Source organism: Xanthomonas arboricola (assembly GCF_002940665.1).
GTDB lineage: Bacteria > Pseudomonadota > Gammaproteobacteria > Xanthomonadales > Xanthomonadaceae > Xanthomonas > Xanthomonas arboricola_B.
This window is the reverse complement of sequence record NZ_MIGY01000003.1, coordinates 179707-193789: the sequence shown is the minus strand read 5'-3', so window position 1 is coordinate 193789 and position 14083 is coordinate 179707. Positions and strand designations below refer to the sequence as shown.

Sequence of the window (14083 nt, the reverse complement as noted above, 5' to 3'; positions counted from 1 at the left end):
GTCAATCGCTGTGAACCCCACAAGCTCGCCTGCTTGCGTTCCTGTACCAACTGACGAAGGAATTTGCATGACCACGACGCTGTACCACGCCCCCAGCACTGCCGCACTGGTCGTGCATTGGCTGCTGATCGAACTCGATGTGCCGCACGTACTGCATCCGCTGGATTTCGAGCGCGCCGAGCAGAAATCGCCGCAGTATCTGGCGCTCAATCCGGCCGGCGTGGTGCCGACGCTGGTGTTCGACGGACACGTGCTGACCGAGGCGGCCGCAATCGTGCTGCATCTGGCCGACCTGCATCCGCAGGCCGGGCTGGCACCACCGCTCGGCAGCCCCGAACGGGCGGCGTACTACCAGTGGATGTTCTTCTGCGCCAACACCTTGCAGCCGGCATACCGGGCCTGGTTCTATCCAGACGAGCCGGCCGGCGCCGCACACGGCGATGCCGCGCAATCCCAGGCGCGCGCCAGACTGGAGGCGGCCTGGGCGCGGGTCGATGCACACCTGCAGGCCAATGGCCCGTATCTGCTCGGGCAGACCCTGTCGGCGGCCGATTTCATGTTGACCATGATGATGCGTTGGTCGCGCAACATGCCCCGGCCCAGTGATGCCTGGCCGGCGCTGCAGGCGCATGCGCAGCGAATGAAAGCCCGCCCGGCATTTCAGGAAACCTATCGCCGCGAAGGCCTGACGGACTGGACCTGAACCCAAAGGCGAAAACCGACCCACAAGGGCTGCTTGCTAGGTTTTGCTGCTCAAGGCTATAAGCCCACGAAAAAAGCCGGCATACGCACATGCCGGCTTTTTTATGGGTTTCGACGTTACTCAATGCGCTGGCGCGATGTAATTAGAACCACTCCAGCAACGACACGCCCAGGCCGATGTAGGTAGCCTTGTGGTTGTAGTCGATCAGGCTTTCGCCATAGCCGTCGAACACCTGCACGTGGCCGCGCAGCAGGTTGGTGATCGGGAAGCCGTAATCCAGCTGCACCGAGCCGTGGGAGCGGTCGCCGCCGCGCAACGAATGCCGCGCGATCAACGCCACTTCGTGCCCGTCCTTGTTGTAGACCAGGGTGGCGTCGCCACGGCCCATGTAATCCTCGATATCGGGATTGTTGTCGTCGGCGCGATCTTCCTTGATGCGGAACCACGGGCGTAGCGTCAGTGCCCAGTTCTCGCGATCCAGCCCGATGTTGAGAATGACCCGGTTCCAGGAGCGCGACAGCGGATCTTCGCGGCCGTTGGACATGTGGTTGATGCTGATGCCGCTCATGCGGCCCTTCCAGCCGAACAGGCTGTAGTTGTTGCGGAACACCAGCATCGCTTCCGGTTCGTAATTGGTTTCGCGGAACGGACGCGAGGCATCGGTGTTGTAGGCCTGCCAGCGCGAACTCTGGGTGTAGCCCATCCAGATGTCGCCGTTGTCGCCGAACAGATCTTCGACCACCTTGGTCTTGAAGCTGAGCTGGAACTTCAGTTCGGTGCTGTCCAGTTGCTGCGGGGTGGACACCGAGTTGGCCGGATTCGGCGACTGCGGGGTGCGGTTGGAGTCGCTGGTCCAGAACGCCGGCAACAGATAGACCGGCTTGTAGCCGCGCAACTGGAAGGTGCCGAGCTTGGAATCCTTGGCCAGCTCCCAGCGGCGGTCCAGCAGCGAGCCGCGGCCGGCATTGGCGACCGCCTCGGCCTTGGGCTGATCCTGGCCATCGGCGCGGAAGAAATCGCCGACACGGCTGATGGCACGCTCGTCCAGCGGCTTGGACTCTGTCTGCTTGGCGATCTGCGCGGCGGCATCGGCCTCAGCGGTGACCTGCGGGGTATAGCCCAGCGCCTGGTCGTAGCACGCCAGCCGGGCCGCATCCGAGGTGACGGAGGTGCAGGCCTGCGGCGAAGCGGGGGTAGGGGCGATTTCCTGTGCGTGCGCCAGCGGCGTAGCCGCCAGGGCAATCAGTAGCAAGGGACGAGTGCAGTGCTTGGACATGGGCAGTCTGGCCGAATGAAGGCGCCAGGCAGGCGCGTCGGATGCGAAGCTTAACGGTCGCGCCTGCATGCGCGGTGTGTACACGGTGGCATAACATCCAAGCGGAGCCCTGCAATCCGCGTCCTGACCGTTACCGGCCGACGACACGTCGACATTCGCCAGCGGCCGAGTGTGTGCTTGGCGCTGTCAGCGTCCTGCCGGGCAGCCCACCCAATCAACCTCAGTGAGCGCTGGAATCCGCTAGAACAACCAGGCGATGGCAAACACGCCCAACATGCACAGGCCAAGTGCCAGCTTGGTCGCGGTGCCGAACACGATGCCCAGCCAGGTGCCGAAGCCGACCTTGGTGGCTTGGTCGGACTTGCGGGTCTGCCAGTACTCGCCGATCCACGCGCCGGCGAACGGGCCGACGAACAAGCCGATCGGCATGAAGAAGATGCCGACGACCGAGCCGATCACCGAGCCCCACAGTGCCGCCTTGCTGGCACCGACCCGCTGGGCGCCGTACACGGTTGCGAAGAAGTCGATCGCAAACGACAACGCGGTCATCAGGCCCAGAATCAGCAGCGCCACCCAGCCGACGTGGGCAAAGCCCTCGGCCCAGGCGGCCACCAGCAGTCCCGCAAACACCAGCGGCAGACCCGGCAGCGCCGGCAGGACGACCCCCGCAAGGCCGATCAGTACCAGCACGCCAGCCAGGATGTAATAGAGGACGTTGGTATCCATGATCGTTAAAAATATCCCGTTTCAGGTTTGACAAAATTGCGCAAGGCTTGCTTGAAAATTCGTTTGGCGCGGGTTAAGTTGCCAGCGCTGCTGTTTGCAACGGTCACCGTGAATCGTGGCCTGATGCGGCAGATCGTTCGATCCGCTACATCCTTGTACCTCGCTTCCTCCTTGCAAATCACAGCCACCACCGTCAGTCCATCACAGTGTCGTAGGGAGTCAGTCGAGATGTCCAATATCGAACGCGAGAATGGTGTCGTGAAGTGGTTCAACGATGCCAAGGGCTTTGGCTTCATCAGTCGCGAAAACGGCGAGGACGTCTTCGTCCATTTCCGTGCGATCCAGATCCAGGGCTTCAAGAGCCTCAAGGAAGGCCAGAAGGTCAGCTTCACCGTCGTGCAAGGACAAAAAGGCCTGCAGGCCGATGCGGTGCAGGTGGTCTGAGCGCGGCGCAACACGGCGGGCCATCGTGCAGACAGCAGAAAGGCCCGTCGCCGGGCCTTTCTGTCATCTCGCCAACACTGGCGAATCGAACGTAGCGAGCAGTCGCAGGCGGGCCTGGAAGCGTTGGAAGGCATGCGTGATACATGCCGATTCCGGTTACCGATTGCGCCGGCCTGACGGCAGGCACAGCGGTTTTTATTGACCGCTGCTGGTGCGTGCGCCGATCAGCGCAGCACGACCTTGCCGTTGACCACGCGCACGTAGGCATTTTCGCGCACGCCGGCCAGATCGCGCTGGTTCACCACGATGACACGGCCGTCGTCCATGCGCACCTGCACATCGAAGCTGTCGCTGGTGACGTTGTTCTGGATCGCATTGCCCGCGAGTGCGCCGGCGGCGGCACCGGCTACGGCCGAGACATTCTTGTTGCCCTTGCTGCCACCGGTCTCCTTGGAGATCTGGCGCCCGGCCACTGCGCCGACGATGCCGCCGAGCACCGCACCGGTGCCGGTGGGAGCGCTGCGGGTCGGGCCGACTTCATCGATGCGGGTCACAATGCCGCAATCCACGCAGCGTGCCTGCGGCTGCGAATAGCCCTGGTCGTAACCGCGGTCGCCGCGATAGCTGCCGTACTGGGGCTGGGAGGTGGCGCAGCCAACCAGTGTCGCGGTTGCAGCCAGGCCAATGACGAGCAGTCGGGTCTTCATGAAGTCTCTCCGGGGTGGTTCGAAAAAGCGGTCAGGGCCGCGGCGACGTCATCCTGTGTTGGTCCGGGTGAACGGTCTGCCAACTGGATCACTCCAGGCTTAACGAAACCCGAGCGTCCTGTTCACCACCACTGTCGTGCGCATCGATGCAGCGGCGCGCTGCCAGGTCACCGGAAGTCGCGATGGCAGGCCTCGCAGGCGTCGTTGATCTGGGTCCTGACTGCAGCAAGCGCGGCGCAATCGGCTGGGGGCGTGTGCCGTGCCTGGTCCAGGACGGTGCGCAGGTCGCTGGCGTGCTCGCCGAAGCGGCGGTCTTCGCCGATGTCCCGAAAGGCCGGCTCCAGTTCGTCGGCCAGCAGGTGCAACGATTGCAGTCGCGCTCGCTTTCGTGCGGGGTTGCAGCCGCCATCGGCATCGGGTTGCAGAGCGCGTAGCTGGTAAGCCATTACCTGCATCAGGCTGTCCGGCACCGGATTGCGTCTGGCCTGCAGCACGCGCGCCACCATCGCCGTGCACACCAGCCCGATCAGGATGCCCAGCACCAGGAGGAAGGCATAGCGGGACGCGCGCGATTGTTCTGTGGGCGGGGCGGGCATGGACGGAACTCCGGTGGACGCAGGCATCAATACGTCGGTGGGCGCGCGCTGAGCGGCGCGCGTAAAATAGGCCGATGAGAGCACAATGGCGTGAACGCTTTGCCGGTATCGACCGGCTGTACGGGGCCGGCACGGTGGAGCGGCTGGCCGCCTGCCGCGTGGCGGTGGTGGGAATGGGCGGCGTGGGCTCGTGGGTGGTCGAGGCGCTGGCGCGTACCGGCGTCGGCCACATCCGCCTGATCGATGCCGACGATCTGTGCGTGTCCAACACCAACCGGCAGCTGCCGGCGCTGGCCGGGCAGTACGGACGCAACAAGGCGCGCGCGATGGCCGAACGCTGCCTGGCGATCAACCCGGAGATCCAGGCCGATGCGGTGGAGGCGTTTCTCACCGCCGGCAATATCGAACAACTGCTCGGTGATGCGTTCGACCTGGTGATCGATGCCTGCGACAGCTTCCGGGTGAAAGTGGAAACCATCGCCTGGTGCCGCCGACGCAAGCTGCCGCTGCTCACCGTAGGTGCCGCTGGCGGACGCACCGATCCCACCCTGGTGCGAGTACGCGATGTCTCGCGCACCGAACACGACGCGATGCTGGCGCTGATCCGCAAGAAGCTGCGCAGCGAGTTCAACTTCCCCAAGAATCCGCAGCGCTATTTCGGCGTGCCGGCGGTGTACTCGCTGGAGAACGTCAAATATCCGCAGGCCGATGGCAGCGTCTGCGGCATCCGCCCGCAGCTGGATGCCGACGCCACGCTCAAGCTGGATTGCGGGGCCGGGCTGGGCGCAGCCACGCATATCACCGGCACCTTCGCGTTTGTCGCGGTGGGCAAGGCGCTGGAGATGTTGCTCAAGCCGAAGGTGGCTGCTGCCAAGCCTGTTGCCGAGGCTGCTTCGGCGGCGTGAGTGCGCGTGTCGCTGCGTCATGTGGCAACAGGCAATCCGATCAGCCAGGCAACCCGAACAACCGCCGCGCATTGGCGGTGGTCTGCGCGGCGATGTGCTCGGCCGCCTCGCCGCGTAGCTGTGCGATGCAGTCCAGCACCGTGCGCAGGTAGGCCGGCTCGTTGCGTTGGCCGCGGATGCTGGCATCGGGCTGATCCGGCGCATCGGTTTCCAGCAGCAGCCACTCCAGCGGCATCGTCGCTGCAAGGCCGCGCAGGCGGTTGGCACGCGGGTAGGTCACCGGGCCGCCCAGGCCGATCATGAAATCTAGCTTCCACAATTGCTGCGCCTGTTCGGGGCTGCCGGCGAAGCTGTGCACCACACCGCGCAGGCCGCCCACGGCCTTGATGCGGGCGATGACTTCTTCGGTGGCGCGCCGCGCATGCACGATCAGCGGCAGCTCGAAGCGCTTGGCCAGTTGCAGTTGTCCGTCGAAATAAACGCGCTGTGCGCGCGCGTCCAGCCCGTCCAGATAGAAGTCCAGCCCGCACTCGCCGATGGCGCAGGGCCGCTCGCGCTCGATCCAGTCGGCCAGCAGCTCCAGATGTTCGGGGCGGTGCTGATCCAGAAAGATCGGGTGCAGTCCGTAGGCGGGGTGCAACCCGGGTGCCTGGGTGCAGACGCTGCGCAGATCCGGCCAGCTGGCGGCGGTGATCGCCGGGATCACCTGTTGCACGACACCGGCTGCCTGCGCGCGCGCGATCACCTCGGCGCGGTCGTGGTCGAACTCGCCGGCGTCCAGATGGCAGTGGCTATCGACCAGCTGCATCAATCGCGGCGGACCGGGGCAGGCAGCGGCGCCTTGCGCGTCTTCCAGTTGGCGAGCAGCAATGTGGTCAGGCCGAACAGCAGCTCGTCCAGGAACGGGATCGGATCCGGGATCACCAGGTCGACCAGAAACAACGCGGCCGCCAGCTTGAACAAGGTGGGGTAGCGCAGCTTGCTGGCCCACTGCAGAGCGCGCGAGGTGACGGGATTGCGCATGCGAATGCTCCGGCTGTTAGAAGTGCATGAAATAACCGCTAGCTGAACTTAACTGCGGCGTTCATGAGCGAGCGCGTTTTTGTTCAGGGTTCGCGTGCTGGAATCACGCCGTCAACAACGCGGCGTGTCCGCACGGAGCTGGATCATGAAGAGCAATACGACAACTATACTGGTCGCTGCGGGTGCGTTGCTGGTCGGAGGCGTGGCCACTGCCGCCTTCATGAACAATCGCCCGTCGTCCGGCGATTTCGTCGCCAATGGCGAGCCGGCACCGCGTGGTCTGGAATACGCCGACGTAGTCAAGGTCGCACCGATCACCGAGCGCGAGCCGCAGTACGCGCAGGTCGTCAACAGCGCGGCCATCCGCGAAACCACCACCAGCTCCTCGCCGCGCGAAGTCTGCCGCGACGTGGTGGTGCAGGAACGTCTGCCCGAGCGCGATGGCAACGTCGGCGGCACCGTTGCCGGTGCGGTGATCGGCGGTCTGCTCGGCAACCAGGTCGGCGGCGGCAACGGGCGCAAGCTGGCCACCGTGGCCGGTGCGGTCGGTGGCGGCATGGTCGGTAACCGTGTGGACCGCAATCATGTCGGCGGCCGCGTGGTGGATCGCACCGAGCGCCAGTGCCACACCGAAAATGCCAATTCGCAGTCCTCGCGCGTGGTCGGCTACGACGTGACCTACCGCAATGCCGACGGCACCACCGGCACCATGCGCATGGACAGCAAGCCGGGCGAGCGCATCTCGCTTGGCGATGCCGACAACGTGGTGGCCTACGACGTGACCTACCGCTACGACGGTTTCGAGAAGACCGTGCGCATGAACGACAAGCCGGCCAGCGATCGCCTGCCGGTGGTGGACGGTCAGCTGGTGACCCAGACCGCTTCGACGGCTGGCGACAGGAGCGTTCGTGTGGATGCGGGCAGCACGCGCCAGTAAGTCACTTGCGGCGATCCGCCCAGGATCGCTGCGTTAGCGCGAAAGGAGCCGGCATTGCCGGCTCTTTTCGTTTCCAGGCGCTGGGGACGGCCTCCGCGCGTTGAACACCTCGCCGCCATGTTCGGCCGGCAACTGGCTGATAATCATCGCTTCTCCTGGAGTGGAAGCCGACATGCCGGTGCGCACCGATGATCTGTTCGATGTACGCGGGCTGCTGACCGACGAAGAGCGGGCAGTCCAGGATGCGGTGGCGCGCTTTACCGATACGCGGGTACTCCCGGCGATCGGCGATGCCTTCGACGCAGGGCGCTTCCCGCGCGAATGGGTGCCGGAACTGGCGGATCTCGGCCTGCTCGGCGCCAGTCTGCCGGTCCGCGATGGCGGCGCGGGCCTGGGCGCGGTGGCGTACGGATTGATCTGCCAGGAACTGGAGCGTGGCGACAGCGGCCTGCGCAGCTTCGTCAGCGTGCAGTCCTCGCTGTGCATGTACCCGATCTATGCCTACGGCAGCGACGAGCAACGCCAGCGCTGGTTGCCGGCGATGGCAGCCGGCCGTCTGATCGGCTGTTTCGGGCTGAGCGAAGCGCAGGGCGGCTCGGATCCGGCCGCGATGACCACGCGCGCGGTACGGCAGGGCGACGGCTGGCGCTTGAACGGGGCCAAGATGTGGATCACCAACGGCAGCATTGCCGGCCTGGCGATCATCTGGGCGCATACCGACGACGGCGTATGCGGCTTTCTGGTGGAGACCGGCAGCGCCGGCTTCAGTGCGCAGGACATCGCGCACAAGATGAGCCTGCGCGCATCGGTGACCTCGGGCTTGTTCCTGGACAACGTCTACGTGCCGGAGCAGATGCGCCTGCCGAACGCGGCCGGTCTGAAGGCGCCGCTGGGGTGCCTCAACCAGGCGCGCTACGGCATCGCCTGGGGCGCGATCGGCGCGGCGGTGGCCTGTCTGCGCGAGGCGCTGGCCTATAGCGGGCAGCGCATCCTGTTCGGCCGGCCGCTGGCGGCCACGCAGAGCGCGCAGATCAAGCTGGCCGACATGGCGCGGCGGATTTCCACCGCGCAGCTGCTGGCGCTGCAGCTCGGGCGGCTGAAGCAGGCCGGCCAGCTGCGGCCGGAACAGATCTCGCTGGCAAAGTGGAATAATTGCCGCATGGCCCTGGATGTGGCGCGCGAGTGCCGCGATCTGCTGGGCGCGGCCGGCATCACCACCGAACATGTGGCGATCCGGCATGCGCTGAACCTGGAATCGGTGATCACCTACGAGGGCACCGAGACCGTGCATCAGTTGGTGGTCGGGCGTGCGCTGACGGGACTCAATGCGTTTTGACGAGGAGTGGGTGTTGATCGACAGGGATGGGAGGCGACGCCTGCGTGGCGTGTTCTGGATGCGCTGCGTGCTGGCCGTGGTTGCGAGCGTGATCGCACCGGCACAGGCCAGCGAGGCGCCGCGCATGGCGCCGCCACCGGCCTGGGTCATCGCCGATGCAGTGCCCGACAAGGTGCCCGGTGCCAGCGGGCTGCGCTATGAGCTGGTCTCCGATCAGGTCGATCTGACCGGCGCGGCGCCGCAGGCGTATCGCCGCCTCAGTTACACCGTGCAGCGTGCGAAAAGTCTGGACGAAGCCGGACAGATCTCCATCGATTACCAGCCGCAGTATCAGCAGCTGGCGCTCAACAGCCTGGAGGTGTGGCGCGACGGCAAGCGCATCGACATGCGCAAGCAGGCGCACTACGCCCGGTTGCGCCGCGAAAGCGGACTGGAAGACGGTTTGATCGATGGCGCGCTGACGCTGTCGATCACCTTGCCGGATCTGCGCGTGGGCGACCGGGTCGATTACGGCGTGACCATCACCGGCAGCAATCCGGTGTTCGGCAAGGGCTATTACGACGTGTTCGATGCGCGCTACGGCGTGCCGCTGGGCGAGCGCCGGGTGCGCGTGCGGCATCCGGCCGGCATGGCATTGCAGTGGCGGGTGACGGCGCCCGGCTTCAGCCGCGATATCAGCCGCACCGGCGATGTGGCGACACTGGACATCGCCGCACGCGACCTTGCCGCCGTGCAGGAGGAAAAGGACACCCCGGAGGATGTCGATCCGTATGGCCGGATCGAAGTCTCCACTGCCGGCAACTGGGCGACGGTGGCGGCGTGGGCAGCGCAGCTGTATCCGCGCGCGTTCAAGGACGCGCGTGTTGCCGACGGGATGGCGCAGAACCTGCAGTTGCGCCGCGACGACCCGCTGGGCGCACTGCTGCGTGCAGTGGCCTTCGTGCAGGGCGAGATCCGCTACGTCGGCCTGGACATGGGCGAGAATTCGCACGCGCCGCATACGCCGGAAGTAACGCTGCGCAACCGCTACGGCGACTGCAAGGACAAGGCGACGCTGTTGATCGCGCTGCTGCAGCTGGCCGGCATCCGCGCCGAGCCGGTGCTGGTCAACAGCGACAAGGGCCATGGGCTGGAGCTGCGCTTGCCCAGTCCCTATGCGTTCGACCATGTGGTGGTGCGCGCGCACCTGCCGCAGGGCGAGGTATGGGTGGATGCCACGCGCGATCGCGAAGACGGCCCGCTTGCGCAACGCCGGCCGTTGCCGTTCGTGCGCGGTCTGCCGGTCGTGGCCGGGCAGCGCGATCTGGTGGCTGTGCCATCGCCGATGCCGACGCTGCCGCAGATCGAGGTGGACGAGGAGATCGTGATCTCGCTGCGCAAACCGCAGCGCGTGGCGACCTTCACCGTGGACACGACGTACCGCCAGGGACGCGGCGAGCGCGTGGCGACCAGCTTCGAGGACAACGGTGCGCAGGCGGTCGGCGAGCACTACCTGGAATTCATGCAGCAGTACTACACCGCGCTGACGCAGGGCGGGGCGCCGACCATCGACGCGACCGATGGGTTGAACGTGCGCACGCACGAGGCCTACCGCTTGGAGTGGCCGACCGAGGAGGGCGACGAGCTTGGCTTCCCGCTGTTCCAGCTCGGCGAATGGATGGACGCCTTGCCCACTGCGACGCGCAAGAGCCCGCTGGCGCTCGGCGGCCCGCGGCTGGCGCGGCAGACCGTGCGGGTGCGGGTCGACCCGGTGGTGCGAGTGGAAGCCGATACGCAGGTGGTCGCCAACCCGTGGTTCCGGTTCTCGCGCACGGTCTCCATGCATGAGGGACGCACCGTCATCGTTGGCGAGTGGCAGCGCCTGTCCGACCGCATTCCCGCCAGCGGCGTGAAGCGGGCAGCCGCCGACATGCAGCGTGCCCGCGACCTTTTGTATTTCAATCACGACCTCAAGCCGCAACCGCGCAAGCAGCCGCTGGACGTCCATGCATTGGCCTATCCGCTGGCCGCGCTGCTGGCGCTGATCGTGCTGGTGCTGGCATGCCTGGCCTGGTGGCGCGGCGGTGGCTTGGGCGGGATGTTGTTCGATCCGCATACCGTTGCGCAGCGCCTGCACACGCAGGCCGGCGCGCGTTGGAGCGCGTGGTGCGTGTTCGGCCTGATCCTGGTGCTCTCGAGCTGGATGTGGGTGTCTGCGCAGCCGCTGTGGGTGCACGCCATCGCCGTGGCGATCATGCTGGCCATCGCGCTGGTGGGCTGCGTACTGTTGCAACGGATGCTGCGCTGGATGGGCGGCGCTGCGCAGTTCGGTCCGTTGCTGCCGGCGTTGTTGGGCAGCGCCTTGCCATGGCTGGTCTGCCTGCTGGCGGCGCTGGCCGCGCTCGGGGGCGATATCGTCCTGTTGGCGACCGGTGTGCATGATCAAGCCGGACTGGCGCAAGTGGCCATGGCAGTGCTGCTGACGCTGCTGGGCGGGCTGTGGTGGTCGATCGCTGCGGTGCAGGCGGTTGCCGGTGCGACCGGCTGCACACGGGCGCGTGCCTTCGGTGCGCTGGCATTGACGTTGTCGCTGCTGGGCATGCTGGTCGCCGTGCTGGGTGTGCCGGTGGCGCTGGTGGTGATGCGCTGAAGCGTGCTGGCCGCAGCGCACGCAATTGCGGCCACGCCTTGCGGCAGAATCGGTGCAGGGCTTTGCAAAGACCCGCGGGGCTGTGACACTGCCAGCCCCTCGTTGCTGCCGCGGAGCCAGCTTGATGTCGACCGTGCGTCCCCCGTTGACCGTCCATGGCATGTCCAGTTCCGGCAACTGCTACAAGGTGCGCCTGCTGCTGGAGCAATTGGGCAGCCGCTATCACTGGGTCGAGGTCGACAGTGCCGCGGGCGAAACCCGCACGCCCGCGTACCTGGCCAAGAATCCCAACGGCAAGGTGCCGATGGTGGAGCGCGACGACGGCCGCGTGCTGACCGAGTCCAACGCGATCCTGTTCTGGCTGTCCGAAGGCACCCCGTATCTGCCCACCGACGCGTGGCAGCGCGCGCAGGCCTTGAGCTGGATGTTCTTCGAGCAGTACAGCCATGAGCCGTACATCGCGGTGGCGCGGTTCATCAGCCTGTGGACGCCGCGCGATGCCGCGCGCCGCGCCGACCTGCCGCAACTGCGCGCCCGCGGCGAGCAGGCACTGGCAGTGATGGAGCAGCATCTGCAGCAGCACCGCTGGTTTACCGGCAGCGACTACGGCATCGCCGATATCGCGCTGTTTGCCTACACCCATTGCGCCGAGGACGGCGGCTTCGATCTGGAGCGCTGGCCGGCGGTCGGTGCCTGGCTGCAGCGCGTGCAGGCAGTACCCGGTTTTATCGCAATGCCGGCGCCTGCAGCCGGCGCGGTGACGGCATGAGCGGCATGCGCTGCCCGCAGGAGCACTGACGATGTGCGGATTGGCTGGACTGCTGCTGGCCTCGCCCCGCATGCATGGCGAACAACTCGATGCCCTGGTGCGGCCGATGGGCGCCGCCTTGCGTCATCGCGGCCCCGACGATGCCGGCAGCTGGTGCGATGCGCAGGCCGGCGTGGCGCTGGCGCATCAGCGCTTGAGCATCCTGGATCTGTCTCCGCTGGGCCATCAGCCGATGCGCTCGGCCGATGGCCGTTATGTGCTGGCCTACAACGGCGAGATCTACAACTTCGCGCAGCTGCGCGCGGCGCTGTCCGCGCTCGGGCACCGCTTCCGTGGTCATTCCGATACCGAAGTGCTGTTGGCGGCGGTGGTGGAGTGGGGGCTGGACGACACCCTGACCCGCTGCAACGGCATGTTCGCGCTGGCGTTGTGGGACGAGCGCGACAATTGCCTGTATCTTGCCCGCGACCGCGTCGGCAAGAAGCCGCTGTACTACGGCTGGGCCGGCGACACCCTGGTGTTCGGCTCCGAACTCAAGGCGCTGTGGCAGCATCCGGACTTCGATAACGGGGTCGATCGCAATGCGCTGACCTTGCTGCTGCGGCTGGGCTACATCCCGGCGCCGGCCTGCATCCACGAGCGCACCTTCAAGTTGATGCCCGGGCGGGTGCTGCGGCTGGATGCGCAGATGGTGGCGGCCGGCGCGGCGGCACATCGGCCGGACCAGGCGCAGCAGCCGTTCTGGAACGCGCGCGAGGCGATGCAGCGCGCGCTGGCGGCGCCGTTCACCGGCAGCGATGCACAGGCCGAGGAACAGCTCGATGCAGTGCTGCGCGATGCGGTGGCGCTGCGCATGGTGGCCGACGTGCCGGTGGGCGTGTTCCTGTCCGGCGGCACCGATTCGTCAATCGTCACCGCGATGATGCAGGCGCAGAGTGCCCAGCCGGTGCATACCTTCAGTATCGGCTTCGACGGTTCGCATCACGACGAAGCGCCGCTGGCGCGCGAGGTGGCCACGCACCTGCACACCGACCACACCGAGCTGTATGTCAGCGGCGCCGACGCGCTGGCGGTGGTGCCGACCCTGCCGGACATGTTCGACGAGCCCTTCGCCGATGCCTCGCAGGTGCCGACCGCGCTGGTTGCCCGGCTGGCGCGTGGCGGGGTGACGGTGGCGCTGTCCGGCGATGGCGGCGACGAGTTGTTCTTCGGCTACGGTCGCTACCAGCGTGCGCTGCGCAACTGGCGCATGCATGGGCTGGTGCCGGGGCCGCTGCGGCGGTTGATGGCGCTGGCGGCGCGCCGTAACGGCGAATCCTCGCGCACCGGCGGCCTGGCCGCGCTGGTGGCCGAGGCCGGCGCACGCGGTGTCGGCGACATCTACCGCAACCGCATTTCGCGCTGGCGCGATCCGGCCGCGGTGGTGCTGGGCGCGACCGAGCCCGACAGTTTCTACAGCCTTGCCGACCCGCTGCACGGTTCCGGCACGCCGGCCGACGCGATGATGCTGGCCGACTTTGCCGCCTATCTGCCCGACGATCTGCTGTGCAAGGTGGACCGCACCACCATGGCGGTGGGGCTGGAAGCGCGCGCGCCGTTGCTGGACTGGCGGGTGGCCGAGTTCGCCTGGTCGCTGCCGCTGTCGCTGAAGTACCGCGACGGGGTCAGCAAGTACCTGCTCAAGCGCGTGCTGTGCCGCTATCTGCCCGACCCGATGGTCTACCGCGGCAAGCGCGGCTTTGGCGCGCCGGTCAGCGCCTGGCTGCGTGGCGACCTGCACGGCTGGGCAGACGATCTGCTGGCGCACGCCACGCTGGAGCGCGACGGCGTGTTCGCCGCCGACACCGTGGCCGGGCTGTGGCGGGACTTCAACGGCGGCGAGCGCAAATGGCATACGCACCTGTGGACGGTGCTGATGTTCCAGGCCTGGCAGGTGCATTGGCGTGCCCAACGCGCCGCGATCGGCCGCTGAGGCAGCCGCGCTTCACCGGGTCTGAGCGCCGAGCTGACTAGAGTCGGGCGCTGATTCCCC

At 66.7% G+C, this 14083-nt stretch carries 14 protein-coding genes; 8 read left to right on the top strand and 6 right to left on the bottom strand.

Annotated elements, in window-relative coordinates; genetic code table 11:
• Positions 1-67: 67 nt before the first annotated feature.
• Complete coding sequence (locus tag XarjCFBP7645_RS14420) at positions 68-703, top strand: glutathione S-transferase family protein (protein ID WP_104538077.1); 636 nt, start codon at positions 68-70, stop codon at positions 701-703.
• 142 nt (positions 704-845) lie between these two features.
• On the opposite strand, the gene XarjCFBP7645_RS14415 is transcribed toward XarjCFBP7645_RS14420, so the two are convergent.
• Together XarjCFBP7645_RS14415 and XarjCFBP7645_RS14410 are read right to left on the bottom strand one after the other, a co-directional pair.
• Complete coding sequence (locus XarjCFBP7645_RS14415) at positions 846-1979, bottom strand: phospholipase A (protein ID WP_104538076.1); 1134 nt, start codon at positions 1977-1979, stop codon at positions 846-848.
• 240 nt (positions 1980-2219) lie between these two features.
• Positions 2220-2705 (bottom strand): DUF456 domain-containing protein, encoded by a 486-nt coding sequence (locus tag XarjCFBP7645_RS14410; RefSeq protein ID WP_104538075.1) that lies wholly within the window; start codon positions 2703-2705, stop codon positions 2220-2222.
• 228 nt (positions 2706-2933) lie between these two features.
• On the opposite strand from XarjCFBP7645_RS14410, the gene XarjCFBP7645_RS14405 reads away from it, so the two are divergent.
• Complete coding sequence (locus XarjCFBP7645_RS14405; protein ID WP_003483561.1) at positions 2934-3149, top strand: cold-shock protein; 216 nt, start codon at positions 2934-2936, stop codon at positions 3147-3149.
• 224 nt (positions 3150-3373) lie between these two features.
• On the opposite strand, the gene XarjCFBP7645_RS14400 is transcribed toward XarjCFBP7645_RS14405, so the two are convergent.
• Positions 3374-3856: a glycine zipper 2TM domain-containing protein gene (locus tag XarjCFBP7645_RS14400; protein WP_016902706.1), complete on the bottom strand. Its 483-nt coding sequence runs from the start codon at positions 3854-3856 to the stop codon at positions 3374-3376.
• A 167-nt stretch (positions 3857-4023) separates the two neighbouring features.
• Positions 4024-4452, bottom strand: coding sequence for a hypothetical protein (locus XarjCFBP7645_RS14395; RefSeq protein WP_104538074.1), 429 nt, complete (start codon positions 4450-4452; stop codon positions 4024-4026).
• Between the two features lie 74 nt (positions 4453-4526).
• Here XarjCFBP7645_RS14395 and XarjCFBP7645_RS14390 point away from each other — a divergent pair, with 74 nt between their 5' ends.
• Positions 4527-5357, top strand: coding sequence for a tRNA threonylcarbamoyladenosine dehydratase (locus tag XarjCFBP7645_RS14390; protein WP_104538073.1), 831 nt, complete (start codon positions 4527-4529; stop codon positions 5355-5357).
• A gap of 40 nt (positions 5358-5397) precedes the next feature.
• Here XarjCFBP7645_RS14390 and XarjCFBP7645_RS14385 read toward each other — a convergent pair whose 3' ends face one another.
• Entirely contained in the window at positions 5398-6165 is a 768-nt protein-coding gene (locus tag XarjCFBP7645_RS14385; RefSeq protein ID WP_104538072.1) for a TatD family hydrolase, read from the bottom strand.
• A complete protein-coding gene (locus XarjCFBP7645_RS14380) occupies positions 6165-6380 on the bottom strand; it encodes a DUF6116 family protein (RefSeq protein WP_104538071.1) in 216 nt (71 codons plus the stop codon). The genes XarjCFBP7645_RS14385 and XarjCFBP7645_RS14380 overlap by 1 nt, the downstream gene beginning before the upstream one ends.
• Before the next feature lie 145 nt (positions 6381-6525).
• On the opposite strand from XarjCFBP7645_RS14380, the gene XarjCFBP7645_RS14375 reads away from it, so the two are divergent.
• From XarjCFBP7645_RS14375 to asnB, 5 genes are all read left to right on the top strand, one after another.
• Positions 6526-7317 carry a glycine zipper 2TM domain-containing protein gene (locus tag XarjCFBP7645_RS14375; protein ID WP_104538806.1) on the top strand — a complete coding sequence of 264 codons (792 nt, stop codon included), beginning with the start codon at positions 6526-6528 and terminating at the stop codon, positions 7315-7317.
• 160 nt (positions 7318-7477) lie between these two features.
• Complete coding sequence (locus tag XarjCFBP7645_RS14370) at positions 7478-8653, top strand: acyl-CoA dehydrogenase family protein (RefSeq protein ID WP_181126400.1); 1176 nt, start codon at positions 7478-7480, stop codon at positions 8651-8653.
• A 58-nt stretch (positions 8654-8711) separates the two neighbouring features.
• Positions 8712-11282 carry a DUF3857 domain-containing protein gene (locus tag XarjCFBP7645_RS14365; RefSeq protein WP_104538805.1) on the top strand — a complete coding sequence of 857 codons (2571 nt, stop codon included), beginning with the start codon at positions 8712-8714 and terminating at the stop codon, positions 11280-11282.
• 124 nt (positions 11283-11406) lie between these two features.
• Positions 11407-12051 (top strand): glutathione S-transferase family protein, encoded by a 645-nt coding sequence (locus XarjCFBP7645_RS14360; RefSeq protein ID WP_181126350.1) that lies wholly within the window; start codon positions 11407-11409, stop codon positions 12049-12051.
• A 31-nt stretch (positions 12052-12082) separates the two neighbouring features.
• Positions 12083-14023 (top strand): asparagine synthase (glutamine-hydrolyzing), encoded by a 1941-nt coding sequence (asnB, locus tag XarjCFBP7645_RS14355; RefSeq protein ID WP_104538070.1) that lies wholly within the window; start codon positions 12083-12085, stop codon positions 14021-14023.
• Positions 14024-14083: the final 60 nt, after the last annotated feature.

Coding starts and splice junctions, on each gene's coding strand:
- XarjCFBP7645_RS14420 (WP_104538077.1), top strand. CDS start 68: ATGACCACGACGCTGTACCACGCCCCCAGCACTGCCGCACTGGTCGTG.
- XarjCFBP7645_RS14415 (WP_104538076.1), bottom strand. CDS start 1,979: ATGTCCAAGCACTGCACTCGTCCCTTGCTACTGATTGCCCTGGCGGCT.
- XarjCFBP7645_RS14410 (WP_104538075.1), bottom strand. CDS start 2,705: ATGGATACCAACGTCCTCTATTACATCCTGGCTGGCGTGCTGGTACTG.
- XarjCFBP7645_RS14405 (WP_003483561.1), top strand. CDS start 2,934: ATGTCCAATATCGAACGCGAGAATGGTGTCGTGAAGTGGTTCAACGAT.
- XarjCFBP7645_RS14400 (WP_016902706.1), bottom strand. CDS start 3,856: ATGAAGACCCGACTGCTCGTCATTGGCCTGGCTGCAACCGCGACACTG.
- XarjCFBP7645_RS14395 (WP_104538074.1), bottom strand. CDS start 4,452: ATGCCCGCCCCGCCCACAGAACAATCGCGCGCGTCCCGCTATGCCTTC.
- XarjCFBP7645_RS14390 (WP_104538073.1), top strand. CDS start 4,527: ATGAGAGCACAATGGCGTGAACGCTTTGCCGGTATCGACCGGCTGTAC.
- XarjCFBP7645_RS14385 (WP_104538072.1), bottom strand. CDS start 6,165: ATGCAGCTGGTCGATAGCCACTGCCATCTGGACGCCGGCGAGTTCGAC.
- XarjCFBP7645_RS14380 (WP_104538071.1), bottom strand. CDS start 6,380: ATGCGCAATCCCGTCACCTCGCGCGCTCTGCAGTGGGCCAGCAAGCTG.
- XarjCFBP7645_RS14375 (WP_104538806.1), top strand. CDS start 6,526: ATGAAGAGCAATACGACAACTATACTGGTCGCTGCGGGTGCGTTGCTG.
- XarjCFBP7645_RS14365 (WP_104538805.1), top strand. CDS start 8,712: ATGCGCTGCGTGCTGGCCGTGGTTGCGAGCGTGATCGCACCGGCACAG.
- XarjCFBP7645_RS14360 (WP_181126350.1), top strand. CDS start 11,407: ATGTCGACCGTGCGTCCCCCGTTGACCGTCCATGGCATGTCCAGTTCC.
- asnB (WP_104538070.1), top strand. CDS start 12,083: ATGTGCGGATTGGCTGGACTGCTGCTGGCCTCGCCCCGCATGCATGGC.